Below are 15,472 nucleotides of genomic sequence, written 5' to 3'. Positions count from 1 at the left end.
TGCAACCGAAGAAGAATCTTTTTGGTTTGAGGCTCAAGAATGGAACAAGACACAGCATTGGCGCTTCCTGCGATTGGGATGGGGGATGATTTTGGTGATTTCCCCGCCCTCGCCCCGGCAGCCGACCCTGCACCACTGGCATTTGATGCCCCCGCTGCCAGCCAAAGTATCGAGCTGAGCGGCAAGGCAAAAGCTGCCATCGTCGTGCGGTTATTGCTCAATGAGGGGGCTGACATCCCCATTGAAGACCTGCCGGAGGGCCTGCAGGCGGAACTAACCCAACAGATGGGGCGCATGCGCCTTGTGGATCGCGATACCTTAAACGCGGTTGCAGGTGAATTTGCCGATATGCTGGACAATGTGGGGCTTTCGTTCCCCAATGGTCTGGCTGGCGCGCTCAGCGCGATGGAGGGCAAAATCAGCCGTCACACCTACAGCCGCCTGCGCAAAGAGGCAGGGGTGCGCCAGTTTGGCAACCCGTGGGAGCGTTTGAAAACCCTGCCCGCCGAAGACCTCGCCGAGCTTGCACAGGCCGAAAGTATCGAAGTGGCCGCGGTCATGCTGTCAATGCTCGACACTGGCAAGGCGGCTGAAATGCTCGCCTGCCTGCCTGGCCCGCTTGCACGGCGGATCACCTATGCGGTGCGCCAGACCGGCGAAGTCACCCCGGAAACGGTTGATCGCATTGGTCTTGCGCTGGCTGCGCAGGTGGATGCCCGTCCGGAGCTTGCGTTTGATGAAACACCTGGGCAACGCGTGGGCGCGATCCTGACCCAGTCTCCTGCCGCCAAACGCGATGAGGTGATGGATGCGCTGGATGAGGAAGATCAAGAATTTGCAACTGATGTACGCAAATCGCTCTATACTTTTGCTCTGATCGGCGAACGCCTGAGCCCAACCGATATTCCCAAGATTACCCGTGTGGTACCGCAACAAGACTTGGTCACCGCGATTGCCTTTGCCAGCGCGGAAGAAGACGTCGCTTCAAGCGACTTTATGCTGTCCAATATGTCGTCGCGTATGGCCGCAAATATCCGGGAAGAAGTGGCCGAAAAAGGCAAAGTACGCCGCAAAGTTGGCGAGGCCTCGATGGCAAACATCGTCAACGCTCTGCGTGATATGGTGGTCAACGGCGAGATTGAGCTGAAGTCAAACGACGAAGAAGACGAAGACTAAGCCCAAACAGGTCGACCCGTATGTCCCCTTTTGATACGGGTTGCTTGTACCTGCGGCGGCTGGGATATAGAGTGCTGTTCCGAGCAGCCCCCAGCCCCGCAGGCCCCAAACACCTATGCCACGCCCTATTTCTGATCTGAGCTTCCGCGAAAAAGCCAGCTACTTCGTGAGCAATCTAATATTGCGCGGCGTAATTCGCGTGATGGGAATGCTGCCCTATAAGATGCGGTTGCGTATGATGGGTGGTCTGTTGCGCCGGATCGCACCTGTGGTTGGCATTGAACGGCGCATTCGCCAAAATCTCAACTATGTGATGCCCGATCTGCCCGCCGCAGAGGTAAAAAAAATCTGCGCCGATGTGGCCGACAATGCGGGCCGCACCATTGCCGAACTTTACGCCGGTGCCCCATTTCGCAAGTTGGCGGAGCAGTCGCGGATTTCCGGGCCCGGCCTTGACGCGCTGCGTCAAGCCAAGGCAGAAAACCGCCCGGTCATATTGGTCACCGCGCATTTTGCAAACTATGATGCCGCGCGCGCCAAACTGATCAGCCTTGGGTTTAAGATGGGTTCGCTGTACCGGCGGATGGCCAACCCATATTTCAACGAGCACTACGTTGCCGCCATCAAAACAACTGGCACACCGATGTTTGAACAAGGCAAACGCGGCATGGTGGAAATGGTGCGCTATCTTAAACAGGGTGGCACCTTGGCCGTTGTTGCTGACTTGCACGCCTATGGTGGCAGCCAGATTGACTTTTTTGGCAAGCCCGCAAAAACGTCATTGGTGGTTGCTGAACTTGCATTGAAATACAATGCGGTGATGATCCCGGTTTATGCCGTGCGCCAGGACAATGGGTTTGAATTTGAGGTCATCATGAAAGCGCCGCTGGAACATAGCGACGCGCTCACCATGACCACAGAAGTTACCCAAGATCTGGAAGACATGGTGCGCCAACACATGGGCCAATGGTTCTGGATCCATCGCCGCTGGAAACCCTTTATCAAGGGCTGAAACGATCAAGGGATTTAGTCGAGCTTTAACGCGCCCAAAATGCGGCCATAGCTGCCTTGCTGTACAAGAAACGCGGTTTTACCCTCGGACTGGCGCGGCACTGCGACCTTGAATTCACCAGTTCCGTCCCAGGTGCCAATGACCGATAGCTCTTCTACCACATTGGCGTAATCGATTGTATGGCCGCGCAATTCACCACGGGTGATGTTGACGGTCTGCATCGGTTCATAGGTCACCATATGCACCAGAATTGGCACCGCCTGTTCCACGTCCTGCACTGCTGTTACTGTCAGCCTGACCTCAGCTTCGCTTGTCTCTGCCTGAAGCTGAACGGGTGGCGGGGTCTTGCGATACTCAGACACAACATCCATTACGGCTGCTGCATTGGCGCCCACCACATCCTCATAGCCCATAATCACCATCTGCGGCGTATAGATCATGCGGCGAGATCCAACATGGGCATAGCCCTTTTGGCGTCGGGTAAAGGCAGGCGAGGCAAATTCATCCTTCCAGCCGATGTAGTCCCAATAATCCACGTGCAGCGCCAGGGCGAGAATGTCTTCTTTCTGCGCGAGCCGTGTCAGCAGCTCATCAGCGGGCGGACAAGAGGAGCAACCTTGCGAGGTAAACAGCTCAACCACCACCGGTACATTCTGTGCCGCCGTTTGAGTGTTTTCATGCTGTGTTTGGGCGCTCAAAGGCGCGGCCGCAAGCCCAACAAGACACGCGACAACAGATAGAATTCGCATTAACAGTTACCCCAAGAGTTCATAGTCCACCTCTATCGCCCGCACCTTAGACAAACCAATCAATCATTCTTGAATGTATCTCTGGTCACGCTCACATTGCTGTGTCAGCGCTATCATAATTTAATCTCTCTACAGCAGCATGTAACCCCACTTTGCGTGAGATCCCTTTGACTAGATTAAATTTTTCAAAGATTACGAGACCACACGCATTGAACGGTTAAAATCTCTGACTGGAAATTCAATTGATTATCTCATTGAAATACATGAGGTCTAATAACAAAAAGGTGAAGCGATACCCGCAAAATCGACAAAATTCTCCTTCCAATCGAATATTTAGAATATAAAATTTTCAGAAAGTTACCAATAAAGCGAAGACTAATGAACGAAGCAATTGTTGTCACCCTTACCCCAGAGCAAGATCATTTCGACGATCTTTTACTAATGCTGGGGACCCTCATACCTGGCACGCGCAGCTTTGATGGTTGCGAAATGGCGCAGGTTTTTCACTGCAAAGATAAAAATGAGGTTGTGTTGCTTCAGGTCTGGCAAAGCAGCGCAGCGCATGATGCCTATCTCGACTGGCGGGCAACAAACGGGCATTTTGATCAGGTCGCGGATCTGCTGGCAAAAGAGCAGATCCACAAGTCTTATCATCTTCTCTAGTGCTCAACGGCGCGGCACAATCAGCTGCTGTGCCCTGTTTCAAGCATCGGTTTGAGCGTCTCTTCGATGACGCGTTGCGTCAAAGGCCCCGCAATACGACCGAGAATTTTCCCATCGCCATCGATGACAAAGGTCTCTGGCAGGCCGTAAACGCCCCAGTCAATCGACTGACGTTTCCTGGGATCATACAGCAAGCCGCTGTAGGGGTTTCCCAGCTCAAGAATAAATCCACGCGCTTCTTTGGGACCATAATCCTGATTGATGCCATAGATCGGATAGTCCTTGGCAAGCTCCATCAGGTTTGGATGCTCAGCGCGGCACGGCGCACACCAACTGGCCCAGAAGTTCACCAGTTTGATGTCCCCTTTGGTGAGATCCTCGCTTTTGAATTCCGGATAGTCCAACAAAGGCGCAGATTGCACCTCAGGCGCTGCGCGCCCAACCAAAACCGATGGCAGGCTTTCTGGATCATCGCGGTTCAGGCCAATGGCGGCGAGCCCACCAAAGGCTGCAAACACCAGCAAAGGCACCGCCATCAATGGAGAGATTTTAGCCATTCTTCTGCCTCCGCGCTTCCAGTTCTCCCAATTCAAGCCGCACTTTGCGACCACGGCGAACAGACATCCATACAAGCGCAATCAGCAGCAGCAACGACACGCCATAAGACGACAGCACCGTGGTGGTGTATTTGCCAAGCTCAACCATTAGCGCGCCTCCATACGTTCGCGGGCAAGCAGCGCCTGAATACGGCGGCTGCGGATTTCGGTGCCGGTGCGATACAGCACAAGCGCGAGAAACAATAAGGCAAAGCCGCCCATGCTGACAAACAGCGGCAGAGCAAAGACATTGCTGACACGTTCTTCGCTGTCTCCGGCAACGGCCCCTGCCCGCATAACCGACGCGCCCTGATGCAGCCCCTGGTTCCAAAACAGCACCGCATAGCGGCTGAGCACGGCAAACACGGATCCCACCAGACACAGGATTGCGGTCAGATCAGCAGCGGTATCAGGATCCTCGATCGCTTCCCACAGGGCAATATAGCCAAGGTAGAACAGAAACAGCACCAAAAATGACGTGAGGCGCGGATCCCATTCCCACCAGGTGCCCCACATAGGCTGGCCCCAGATGGCCCCGGTGATTAATGCAATCACCGTCATCACAATGCCCACGGGAGCTGCGGCCTTGGCGGCGAGCGCGCTTACGTGGTGGCGGCGGATCACCCAGATGAGCGAGGCCACCAGCATCATGAACCACGCGTTAATCGCCATCAGTGCTGCGGGCACATGGATAAAGATGATCTTTACCGTTGCGCCCTGACGGTAGTCTTCAGGCGTAAAGAAAAAGCCCCAGACCAGCCCCGCCACGGTCAGCGCAGCCGCCGCCCCCCATATGAAAGGCATGACCTTTTCGGAGGTTTCCAGAAACTTCTTTGGATTTGCATATCGCCAGATCGACATCAGGCTCTCCGTCTTTCTTGGTCATGGACCTTATCGCAAGTTGATACGTAAAACCGCTGCACTGGCAAAGGGCAGAAGCGCAATCGACGCGGCGGAAATCCCCGCAAGCAGCAAGAGCGGCGTTTCAACCGAAAACCCATCGCTGCCCCGGCGCGCGGCTTCGGCGCCAAAGATAAGCGTTGGCATATAAAGCGGCAGCACCAGCAATGACATCAGCAGCCCACCTCGTTTTAGTCCAACAGTCAGCGCAGCGCCAAAGGTTCCAATCACCGACAGCGCAGGCGTGCCAAGCAGAAGCGACACAAACAGCCAAAGATAGCCCTGCGTAGGCAGATGCAACAACACACCAAGCACCGGCGCAATCAAAACCAGCGGCAGCCCGGTGGTGATCCAATGGGCCAGCGCTTTGACGGTGACAATCGCCTCCATCGGCAGTGGCGCGGTTGCCAAAAGATCGAGCGACCCATCCTCCCAATCCAGCGCCAGAATACGATCAAGCGACAGCAGACAGGCCAAAAGCGCCCCGATCCACAACACGCCAGGTGCAATCGTGGCAAGAAGCTCGCTTTCAGGGCCAACCGCAAAGGGCACAAGCACGGTGACAATCAGGAAAAACGCAAGCCCCAGCCCAAAGCCTCCACCCGCGCGCATCGCCAATTTCAGATCCCGCATCAGGAGTGAGATCACAGGAAGCCTCCATCAAAATCATCCAGTGCTTTGGGCGCGGCTTTAAACGGTGTCACATCCAGCACCTCTCCATCAAGTCCCAGATCGATATGGGTGGCAATCAAAGCGCTGCCGCCCTGTGCAAGATGCGCTCGCACCACATTGGCAAAAAGCTGCACATAATTGGTATCAAGACTGACAGTGGGTTCATCCATGATCCAGATCGGGCGATCAGTGACCAGCAGCCGCGCAAGACCGAGGCGACGTTTCTGCCCCGCCGAAAGCGCACCAGCGGATCGTTTGCGCAATCCCTCAAGTTCAAAGCTTTCAATCGCGGGCTCAATATCACGGCGATCAAACACGCTGGCCCAGAATTGCAGGTTCTCTTCGACGCTTAACGTGGGTTTCAACCCATCCGCATGGGCGGCATAGGCAATCTGATCCTCGGCCCCGTCAATTACACCTTTCAGCGGCGGTTGCAGACCAGCCAGCGTGCGCAGCAAAGTGGTTTTGCCGCAGCCGTTGGGACCACGCAGGATCACCGCGGTGCCCGGTTCAATGGTGAAACTCAGCCCCTCAAGAACCGGCACGCCCCCACGGGTCACGGATAGATCTTTTACCGATAAGGTCATGCTCTGCCTTTGTTTCTTTTCTTGCACAAAACAGACCTAGGCGCGCGTCACCTTGCGGCAGATCAAATCTTTTACGCAATTCACACCGGGGGTGGTTGGCGGAAAGTTTATGCAAGTTGCATCATCATACCGGCAAAGCGGCCATGGCAATACGGCGACCTTCGGACAAGAGCACATTATAGGTGCGGCAGGCGGCGGGTGATGTCATGGCCTCAACGCCGATGCCCGCATCTTCGAGCTGGGTGCGCAGATCCGCTGGAATATGGGCAACCTCAGCACCGGTTCCCACAAACAGCACGTCGATATGGTCTTTGAGCGCAAGCAAAGCCGCGGCATCCTCATAGCCGCCCCAGCTTTGGGTGCCCTGGCTTGAGGTAAGGACCGCGCCCATATGGGCTTTGCCGCCGATGCGAAAGAAGTCATCGCCATAGCCATCGATAGGCTCTGCGTCTGAATAGGTCACCTCGTTGAGCCGCATGAACGTTCCTTTCTCGCGCTGTATCAGTCAAACACTGGAAGGCTGGTTAGCACAGCCAAACCAATCACGGAATAGGCCGCCACACGGTAGATCCGTTCCAGATGTGGCGCAAAGGCGGTCTTGCCCAGAAATATCCCCGCCAGATAGGGCAGCGACAGAAAGGCCGCGAGCCAGAGCGTCTGCGCCGCAATAGGCCCGTCCAGCGCAAGATTGGCAAGGATCACCACATCCAGTGCGGCCAGAAACAAAATCGTGTTGGCGCGTACTTTTATAATGTCGCGCGCATTGGCGAGATAAAACACAATCACCACAGGCCCCGTCAGGCCGGTCATTCCACCAAAGATGCCCGAAGCACCGCCAATGGCCAGCCGTCCCCTCACCCCAAGCCGCCCATGATAGCGCCAGCCCGAAACCACAGCCACAAGCGTCACCGCAACAACAACGGCCACGATCCAACGTAAAATGAGCCCGTCTATTTGCCCCAGAAGATAAATACCAAATGGCGTTGTGATTGCCGCCGCCAGCGCAAGCAGACCCACTTCGCTGCGATCTGCCTGATGCCAGGCCTGTGGCACCAGAGAGATCATTGAGCCAATCCCGATAAGAGAGATCACCAGAATGATCTGTGCCAGTGGCAGAAACTGCGCCGCCACCGGAACAAAGATCAGCGCAGTGCCAAAACCAGTGAAGCCGCGGATCAAACCCGCGGCTCCAATAGTGGCCATAAGCCAATAAAACCCTGATGTCTGCACAACGTCGTAAAACGCCTGAGGCATGAAATCAGGCATCGATGTTGGCAAACTGGTTGCCGGTTGGGGTCGATGGTTTGTTCCAGTCACGCTTTACCCCAAGGTTCAGCAGGATGGTCGACGCCACAAAGATTGACGAATAGGTACCCACAATCACGCCCCAGATCATCGCAAAGACAAAGCCACGGATCACATCACCGCCCAGCACAAACAGCGAGATCAGCGCAATCAATGTGGTAACCGAGGTCATCACAGTCCGGCTCAGGGTCTCGTTGATCGAGAGGTTCAGCACCTCCGCCAGGTCTTTGCTTTTATAACGGCGCAGGTTTTCACGCACACGGTCAAACACAACCACTGTATCGTTGAGCGAATAGCCCACGATGGTCAGAAGTGCAGCGATAATCGCAAGGTCGAACTTAACCTGAAGCGCTGAGAATACACCAATCGTGAGCACCACGTCATGCACCAATGCGGCAACCGCACCAAGGGCAAACTGCCATTCAAATCGCAGCCAGATGTAGACAAGCACCGCAGCAATCGCCAGCGCAACCGCCAGGACAGCGGTCCAGATCAGCTCACCGGAAACCTTTGGGCCAACACTTTCGACCGAGACAAATTTAATGTCCGGTGCAACAGTGCCAAGCGCCGCCCGCAGTGTTTCGATCTGCTCACCGCTGATGGCTTCGCCACCTTCTTGGGATTGGATGCGGATCATCGCCACATGCTGATCTTCGGCAAAGGATGGATCAAACACCTCGGTGATGGAGACATCCCCCAGACCAAGCGGCGCAATCGCATCACGATAGGATTTCACATCAACAGCGGTGGATGCTTCGGTACGCACGGTTGTGCCGCCACGAAAGTCGATACCAAAGTTCAGCCCCTGAAGGCCAAAGGACACAAGGCCCAGCACAATCATCAGCGCGGACACGCCAAGCCAGAGCTTCCAGCGTTTGAAGAAATCAAAAGAGGTTTCTTTTGGGACAAGTCTAAGCCGCATGATTACACCTCAATTGTTCTAGGACGACGGCGTTCGAACCAGATCACCACCAACAGGCGGGTGACGAAGATCGCGGTGAACACCGATGTGAGAATGCCAAGCCCCAAGGTGATGGCAAAGCCACGCACCGGACCCGATCCCATAACAAACAGGATCACGGCGGTGATAAAGGTGGTCACATTGGCATCCACAATCGCGGAGAGCGCCTTGGAATAGCCGGTATCAATCGAGCGCGCCGGGCCGTGGCCCGCTTTTAGCTCTTCGCGGATCCGTTCAAAGATCAGCACGTTTGCATCAACCGCCATACCCACGGTCAAAACAATACCCGCAATACCCGGCAGTGTCAGCGTGCCACCAATCAGGCTCAGCGCGCCAAAGATCAGGCCCACATTGATGAGCAGTGCGATATTGGCAAAAATACCAAACAGACCATAGCTCAGCGCCATAAAGACCAGCACCGCAACAAAGGCCACAACGGTTGCAACCTTACCCGCGTCGATGCTGTCCTGACCAAGCTCTGGGCCAATTGTGCGTTCTTCGAGGAACACCAGTTCAGCGGGCAATGCGCCTGCGCGCAGCAGAACCGCCAGATTGGTGCTTTCTTCAATGGTGAAATTGCCAGTGATAATGCCAGAGCCACCGGGAATGTGGGATTGAATGACCGGGGCCGAAACCACCTCATCATCCAGAACGATTGCAAAGGGCGTGCCGATGTTTTCGGCGGTGTAGTCGCCAAATTTACGCGCACCCGCCGGGTTAAAGCGGAAGTTCACCGCGGGACGGCCGTTTTGATCAAACGCGGGCTGCGCATCGACCAGCTCTTCACCGGTGACAACCGGTGCGGTTTCCACTGTATAGTAGATCCCTTCTTCATCCAGTGATGGGATCACTTTGTTGCCAACACCGGGTGCGGAATTTGCATCAGAGCTTTGGCCCACAACCGGGTTAAAGGTTAGTTGCGCAGTCGTGCCAATAATAATTTTCAGCTCAGACGCAGAGCCAATACCCGGCACCTGGATCAGGATCCGATCCGCACCCTGGCGCTGGATAGTGGGCTCACGGGTGCCAACCGCGTCAATACGACGACGCACGATTTCCAACGCCTGACGCACGGTGCGATCATCGCTTGCGGCTTTTTCCGCCTCAGACAGAGTAATGGTGATGATGTCACCGCTACCTGAAATTTCAATGTCGTTGGCACCAGCACCTGTCAGGCTGACCACGGGGGTTGCAAGCGCACGCAGGCTTTGCAGCGCTACGGCCATGCCTTCGGGCTTGGAGAGTTTGACGCGGATTTCATCGTCTGGCCCCGGCTGACGGCGGAAAGTGCCCACCTCAGCACGTTGATCACGCAGCACGGTGCGCACTTCAGGCCAAAGCGCGGTCATGCGCGCTTCATAAACGTCTTCCACCTTCACTTCAGCGAGCAGATGTGCCCCGCCGCGCAGGTCAAGACCCAGATTTACCAGTCCAGACGGCAGCAAGGCGGGCCATTGGCCCGCCTGCTCTAGCCGTTCTGGTGTTTCACCAGCAGCGGTAATCGCCGCTTGCGCATCATTGGCCTGCTCAACTCGCGTGTAAAACGCGTTTGGCAGTGCCAGCAAAAGGCCAACCGCACATGTCAGTGCGATCAGGACCCTTTTCCAAAGATCGATTTGCAGCATTACCCTGCCTTTATCGTGTTAGTGAACGGGCGCCGATCAGGCTGCAGGTTCGGTTTTGTTCAGAACCTGGGCGATGGTGGATTTCACCACGCGCACTTTGACGCCCTCGGCGATTTCAACTTCCAGCTCGCCGTCTTCTTTGACCTTGGAGACTTTGGCAATCACACCGCCTTGGGTGACAACCTGATCACCACGACGCAGGTTTTCGACCATCTGCTGATGCTCTTTCATTTTTTTCTGCTGCGGACGGATCAGCAAGAAATACATAATGAGAAAGATCAGTACGAGTGGAGCGAACTGTGCGAACGCTGAACTGTCCATGGGGTTTTCCTTCTGTAGAGGTGCCGTTTTCGCACCATTAAGTCGCGGGGAACCTATGCGCTGAAAGATGGCTTTGCAAGGCGCATCACAGCTAAGAATTTCCGTTAACGCTTCGATTTCCACCTGCTTTCTGCCCGGCTCTGCTTTGGCGCAATTGCAGCAGCTTGTGCGAATGCGCGCGCGGGCTCTTTTCCTTTGGCCAGAGCTGCGGCATAGGTTGTGTCATCGATTCAAAAAGTCAGGAGCAAGACCCATGCACGACATTCGCGCAATCCGCGAAAATCCAACCGCCTTTGACGCCGCTTTGGCGCGGCGTGGGGATGCGTCGATTTCTTCTGAGATCCTGGCTTTGGATGGGGAACGCCGCGCCAAAATCCAGGCCGCCGAAGAAGCCCAGGCTGAACAAAACAAAGCCGCCAAAGCCATTGGTGCCGCTAAGGCCAAAGGCGACGAAGCAGAGTTTCAGCGCCTGCGCGAGGCCGTCTCGGAGAAAAAAGCCGAAGTTGCCGCGATGCAAAATGAGGCAAAAGAGCTGGATGCCAAGCTCACCGATATGCTGGCACGCATTCCAAACGCGCCTGCAGATGATGTGCCCAATGGTGCGGATGAAGACGACAATGTTGAGGTGAACCGCTGGGGCACCCCGGCCGAGTTTTCTTTTGCAGCCAAAGAACATTTTGAAATCGCAGGCGTTGCAGCGGCGATGGATTTTGAAACGGCTGCCAAAATTTCAGGCGCACGCTTTGTGCTGCTGAAAGGTTCGGTTGCACGGATTCACCGCGCATTGGCGCAATTCATGATCGACACCCATGTGGATGAAAACGAGCTCACCGAGATGAACTCGCCGGTGCTGGTGCGTGATGAGGCCATGTATGGCACCGACAAGCTGCCGAAATTTGGCGAAGACAGCTATCAGACCACCAATGGCTGGTGGCTAGTGCCCACATCCGAGGTGCCGCTGACCTATTCGGTTGCCGATGAGATGCTCGAAGAAAGCACCCTGCCCCTGCGTTATACCGCGCATACGCTGTGTTTCCGCTCGGAAGCGGGCAGCGCCGGTCGTGATACCTCGGGCATGCTGCGTCAGCACCAGTTTGAAAAGGTTGAGATGGTTTCGATCGTCCACCCGGACACCTCTGATGATGAGCAAAAGCGGATGCTGCGTTGCGCCGAGGGGCTGCTCGAGAAACTGGGCGTCCCCTATCGTACCGTGGTTCTGTGCACCGGTGACATGGGCTTTGGCGCGCGCCGCACCTTTGACATCGAAGCCTGGCTGCCGGGCCAAAACACCTATCGCGAGATTTCGTCGGTCTCCACCACCGGTGATTTCCAGGCCCGCCGTATGAACGCGCGTTTCAAACCTGCAGAAGGTGGCAAGCCAGAGTTTGTACATACGCTCAACGGGTCTGGCCTTGCGGTTGGGCGCTGTCTGATTGCAGTTCTGGAGAACGGCCAGCAAGAAGACGGATCGGTCAAACTTCCAGAGGTGCTCGCCCCCTATCTTGGCGGCAAGCTGACCCTGACCGCCGAGGGCACGCTGGTCTGATCATCAGCAGTTACGCGATCAAACCGGTGCCTTCGGGTGCCGGTTTATTTTTTGCTTTTCTTGCTGGATTTCTTATTCAGCTTGGCGGCTTTTTTATCAGCGCCCTTGCCCGATTTTGCCGCAAGGATCGCTTTGGCCTTTGCCTTTTCTTTGGCAATTGCCTTTTGGGCCTCAGGCTTTTTCTTTTTGGCTTTTTTCTTGGCCTTTTCCTTGGCCAATGCAAATTCCGCGACCAGTGCCATGGCTTTTTTCTGAGCTTTGCGCGCTTTGGCTTCTGCGCGCTCAGCCTTTTCTTCTGCAGCTTTACGCGCCGCTTCGGCAACAGCAAGTGCCTTGCTCAGTGAATTGTTGGTCTGCGCTGTTGTCTTACGCGCAGCGGGTTTACGGGGTGCAACCTTGGCGGCTGGTTTTGCGCTCGCTGGTTTTGCGGGCGTTTTGACAGCCACCTGTGTGGCAACACCGTTTTTCACCACAACCTGAGCGGCGGCGCGTAATTTCGGAGCACGGCGTGCACCAATGCCCGCGACTGTGGCCAATTGCGCTTCGGTCATTGCAGCAATTTGTTCTGCAGAGGTAATTTTTTGCACCTCAAGCGATCTTGCCAAAGCTGGACCCACGCCTGCAATTTTCAACACCGGTGTCATACCCCTGCTCCTTCTGCTTGTATTCCATCAATTGACACTATGACGTCATTATATCACCGATCTTTGTCGTTTTGGAAAGGGGATCAGGCGTTTTTTCTCTTCGTCCCAGAGTTTCAGCCGCAATGCACGCAGCGCTTCACCCGGTTTGATCCGCCGCGGCGCCAGCTCTTTTGGCAGGCTGTAGTGGCATTGCCGCAACCGATAAGAAGGGATCCGCGCATTAAAATGGTGAATGTCATGCAGGGTGATATTGGCAACCGCACAGTCAAACGCCCAGCCAAAATCGAGGCAAGACGATCCCGAAAGCGCCGCATCCACCGGATTGAGATCAGGACGACGGTCCCAATAGGTGTCTTCAAAATTATGCTGCAGATAGACAAGAAACACACCTAACATCCCGCCAAGAAAAGAAAATCCAAGCCAGACATATAGGCCCGTTGTCCCCGCGACACGGTACAGAAAGTAGAGCAGCACCACGATGGCAAGGTTGTGTGCAACCACCCCAACGGGATCAAAAACCGCGGCGTTCTTGGGCCAGCGATAACGAATGAAATAGGTAAACACCGCCCCAACCGGCACAAGGATCAGCGGATTGCGATAGAGCCGATAAAGCACGCGCTGCCAGCGCCCTGCGGCACGCCATTCCTTCAGCGTCATCGTGTGGATTTCGCCGGTTTCGCGATGTTCTAAATTGCCGACATTGGCGTGATGCAGATTGTGATTTTGCCGCATCACTTCAAACGGGGCAAAAGTAAACGGCGACAAGACATGCCCGGCCAGGATGTTTTGCCTGCGCGTTTCAAACAGCGAAAAATGGCCCGTGTCATGTTGCAGCACATAAAGCCGAACCGCCGCCACAGAAAACACCGTTCCAGCTGGCAGTAAGATGTACCACTGTGAAGACCAGAAAATCGCTGCGTAAAGCGCTGCGAAATACACCGCAAACGTGCCGAAATAACTGGCCGCTGCCAGCCGGTTGTCTTTTGCGCAATATTTCCGTGTATGTGCGCGCAAATCCATTTGCCACCCACTGTTTCAAAGGCCCGGAATTTCAGCCTTTATCCCTCTCCTGTCTCTATTGTTGATCACGCAGCACCCTGCTGACAAGATTTTAATCTTGTGCTCAAAACATTGAAAACCCAGCAGATCGCACTAAAAGGGGCGCCCCCGCAGGAACGCCCCTAAATTATTGCAGTACTCTACCCCTTAGCGATCACGCCGCCCTTCGAGGTGTTTACGCAGCTTGGACGGTGGTGCTTTTTTGCGGTTCTTATACGGGTTTTTATCGCCCTGTCCGCGCAGGGTCAGCCGGATCGGCGTGCCTGGCATATCAAAATCCTGGCGCAAACCATTGACAAGGTAGCGTGAATAGGCTGCAGGCACCTTATCGGGGTGCGAACACATCACCACAAAGCCCGGCGGACGGGTTTTCACCTGGGTCATATAGCGCATTTTGATCCGCTTGCCCTGCGGCGCGGGCGGCGGGTGCTGCTCCAGCATACCAGTCAGCCAGCGGTTCAACGCGGCTGTGGCAATGCGGCGGTTCCAGACCTGATAGGCGCGAATAATCGCATCGTTCAAGCGATCCAACCCACGCCCGGTTTTAGCAGATACCGTAATCAGCGGCGCGCCCCGCAACTGCGGCAACAGGCGGGCAAAGCTTTCTTTCAGCTCTTTGAGCTTTTCTTGACGGTTGTCTTCCACGTCCCATTTATTGACGGCAACCACAACCGCGCGACCTTCACGTTCGGCCAGATCGGCAATGCGCAGATCCTGCTGTTCAAACGGAATAGCGGCATCCAGCAGCACCACCACAACTTCGGCAAATTTCACCGCGCGCAGGCCATCAGAGACCGAAAGCTTTTCAAGCTTTTCCTGCACTTTGGCTTTTTTGCGCATACCGGCAGTGTCAAAGATGCGCATCGGCACTTCATTCCACTCGGTACGTAGCGAAATCGCATCGCGGGTGATGCCTGCCTCGGGCCCGGTGAGCAAACGGTCTTCGCCCAAGATCTTGTTGATCAGGGTAGATTTACCCGCATTGGGTCGACCGATGACCGCCACCTGCAAAGGTTTATCCGCGGTGGGCATGGGCACTTCATACTCGCCCTCTTCATCCCAGTCGTCATCTTCATAGATGTCGACATCAACCACGGGCGACGTGTCCTCGGCTTCGGCTTCAAATTTCTCGGCCAGTGGCATCAGCACCGAATAAAGATCCGGCATGCCTTCGCCATGTTCGCCAGACAGGCGCAGCGGCTCACCCAGGCCAAGACCATACGCTTCAAGCACACCACCTTCGGCTGCGTTGCCTTCGGCCTTATTGGCAGCAAGAATCACATGCGCGGATTTGCGGCGCAAAATCTCGGCAAACATTTCGTCGGTTGGGGTAATCCCGGTGCGCGCATCCACCATAAACAGGCAGATATCCGCCATATCCACCGCACGTTCCGTCAGACGGCGCATCCGCCCTTCGAGACTGTTGTCGGTGGCATCTTCGAGACCCGCGGTATCAATCACCGTAAAACGCAGATCGCCAAGCCTGGCCTCACCTTCGCGCAAGTCACGCGTCACCCCGGGCTGGTCATCAACCAGCGCCAGTTTTTTCCCAACCAAACGGTTGAACAGGGTTGATTTGCCCACATTGGGACGGCCCACAATGGCCAAGGTAAAGGACATGTCTCACACTTTCAGCGAATTGAGATGCGCCCCATA

At 55.4% G+C, this 15,472-nt stretch carries 18 protein-coding genes; 4 read left to right on the top strand and 14 right to left on the bottom strand.

Features of this window, described 5'->3' with window-relative positions; genetic code table 11:
* Positions 1–39 precede the first annotated feature (39 nt).
* Both GG681_RS16790 and GG681_RS16785 read left to right on the top strand, forming a co-directional pair.
* Complete coding sequence (locus GG681_RS16790) at positions 40–1,176, top strand: flagellar motor switch protein FliG (RefSeq protein WP_235900048.1); 1,137 nt, start codon at positions 40–42, stop codon at positions 1,174–1,176.
* 115 nt (positions 1,177–1,291) lie between these two features.
* Entirely contained in the window at positions 1,292–2,188 is an 897-nt protein-coding gene (locus tag GG681_RS16785) for a lysophospholipid acyltransferase family protein (protein WP_153549195.1), read from the top strand.
* 14 nt (positions 2,189–2,202) lie between these two features.
* Here the strand turns inward: GG681_RS16785 and GG681_RS16780 are convergent, their stop codons facing one another.
* A complete protein-coding gene (locus GG681_RS16780; protein WP_153549194.1) occupies positions 2,203–2,937 on the bottom strand; it encodes a DUF1223 domain-containing protein in 735 nt (244 codons plus the stop codon).
* A gap of 378 nt (positions 2,938–3,315) precedes the next feature.
* On the opposite strand from GG681_RS16780, the gene GG681_RS16775 reads away from it, so the two are divergent.
* The gene (locus GG681_RS16775; RefSeq protein ID WP_153549193.1) at positions 3,316–3,600 is read left to right on the top strand and encodes a putative quinol monooxygenase; all 285 of its coding nucleotides are present in this window, start codon (positions 3,316–3,318) and stop codon (positions 3,598–3,600) included.
* Positions 3,601–3,620: 20 nt separating this feature from the next.
* Here GG681_RS16775 and GG681_RS16770 read toward each other — a convergent pair whose 3' ends face one another.
* The 10 genes from GG681_RS16770 to yajC form a co-directional block, all read right to left on the bottom strand.
* Positions 3,621–4,157 (bottom strand): DsbE family thiol:disulfide interchange protein, encoded by a 537-nt coding sequence (locus tag GG681_RS16770; RefSeq protein ID WP_153549192.1) that lies wholly within the window; start codon positions 4,155–4,157, stop codon positions 3,621–3,623.
* Positions 4,150–4,305, bottom strand: a complete 156-nt coding sequence (gene ccmD / locus GG681_RS16765) for a heme exporter protein CcmD (RefSeq protein WP_153549191.1) — start codon at positions 4,303–4,305, stop codon at positions 4,150–4,152. The genes GG681_RS16770 and ccmD overlap by 8 nt, the downstream gene beginning before the upstream one ends.
* A complete protein-coding gene (ccmC, locus tag GG681_RS16760; protein ID WP_153549190.1) occupies positions 4,305–5,057 on the bottom strand; it encodes a heme ABC transporter permease CcmC in 753 nt (250 codons plus the stop codon). The genes ccmD and ccmC overlap by 1 nt, the downstream gene beginning before the upstream one ends.
* Positions 5,058–5,087: 30 nt before the next feature.
* On the bottom strand, positions 5,088–5,744 hold the full coding sequence (ccmB, locus tag GG681_RS16755; protein ID WP_328593431.1) for a heme exporter protein CcmB: 657 nt from the start codon (positions 5,742–5,744) through the stop codon (positions 5,088–5,090).
* A complete protein-coding gene (gene ccmA, locus GG681_RS16750; protein ID WP_153549189.1) occupies positions 5,741–6,355 on the bottom strand; it encodes a heme ABC exporter ATP-binding protein CcmA in 615 nt (204 codons plus the stop codon). The genes ccmB and ccmA overlap by 4 nt, the downstream gene beginning before the upstream one ends.
* A 124-nt stretch (positions 6,356–6,479) precedes the next feature.
* Complete coding sequence (locus GG681_RS16745) at positions 6,480–6,833, bottom strand: Mth938-like domain-containing protein (protein ID WP_153549188.1); 354 nt, start codon at positions 6,831–6,833, stop codon at positions 6,480–6,482.
* 23 nt (positions 6,834–6,856) lie between these two features.
* Positions 6,857–7,558 carry a sulfite exporter TauE/SafE family protein gene (locus tag GG681_RS16740; protein WP_235900046.1) on the bottom strand — a complete coding sequence of 234 codons (702 nt, stop codon included), beginning with the start codon at positions 7,556–7,558 and terminating at the stop codon, positions 6,857–6,859.
* Positions 7,559–7,613: 55 nt separating this feature from the next.
* The gene (gene secF / locus GG681_RS16735) at positions 7,614–8,582 is read right to left on the bottom strand and encodes a protein translocase subunit SecF (RefSeq protein WP_153549187.1); all 969 of its coding nucleotides are present in this window, start codon (positions 8,580–8,582) and stop codon (positions 7,614–7,616) included.
* 2 nt (positions 8,583–8,584) lie between these two features.
* Positions 8,585–10,246, bottom strand: coding sequence for a protein translocase subunit SecD (secD, locus tag GG681_RS16730; RefSeq protein WP_153549186.1), 1,662 nt, complete (start codon positions 10,244–10,246; stop codon positions 8,585–8,587).
* Between the two features lie 36 nt (positions 10,247–10,282).
* Positions 10,283–10,567 carry a preprotein translocase subunit YajC gene (gene yajC, locus GG681_RS16725; RefSeq protein WP_153549185.1) on the bottom strand — a complete coding sequence of 95 codons (285 nt, stop codon included), beginning with the start codon at positions 10,565–10,567 and terminating at the stop codon, positions 10,283–10,285.
* 253 nt (positions 10,568–10,820) lie between these two features.
* Here yajC and serS point away from each other — a divergent pair, with 253 nt between their 5' ends.
* A complete protein-coding gene (gene serS / locus GG681_RS16720; RefSeq protein WP_153549184.1) occupies positions 10,821–12,113 on the top strand; it encodes a serine--tRNA ligase in 1,293 nt (430 codons plus the stop codon).
* 44 nt (positions 12,114–12,157) lie between these two features.
* Here the strand turns inward: serS and GG681_RS16715 are convergent, their stop codons facing one another.
* The 3 genes from GG681_RS16715 to der all read right to left on the bottom strand — a co-directional run bounded on the left by GG681_RS16715 (position 12,158) and on the right by der (position 15,436).
* A complete protein-coding gene (locus tag GG681_RS16715) occupies positions 12,158–12,757 on the bottom strand; it encodes a helix-hairpin-helix domain-containing protein (protein WP_153549183.1) in 600 nt (199 codons plus the stop codon).
* A 48-nt stretch (positions 12,758–12,805) separates the two neighbouring features.
* Positions 12,806–13,777: a fatty acid desaturase gene (locus GG681_RS16710; protein ID WP_153549182.1), complete on the bottom strand. Its 972-nt coding sequence runs from the start codon at positions 13,775–13,777 to the stop codon at positions 12,806–12,808.
* 186 nt (positions 13,778–13,963) lie between these two features.
* A complete protein-coding gene (gene der, locus GG681_RS16705) occupies positions 13,964–15,436 on the bottom strand; it encodes a ribosome biogenesis GTPase Der (RefSeq protein ID WP_153549181.1) in 1,473 nt (490 codons plus the stop codon).
* Positions 15,437–15,472 lie beyond the last annotated feature (36 nt).

Source organism: Tritonibacter aquimaris (genome assembly GCF_009617595.1).
Lineage (GTDB): Bacteria > Pseudomonadota > Alphaproteobacteria > Rhodobacterales > Rhodobacteraceae > Epibacterium > Epibacterium aquimaris.
This window is presented reverse-complemented; position numbering and strand designations above follow the sequence as displayed.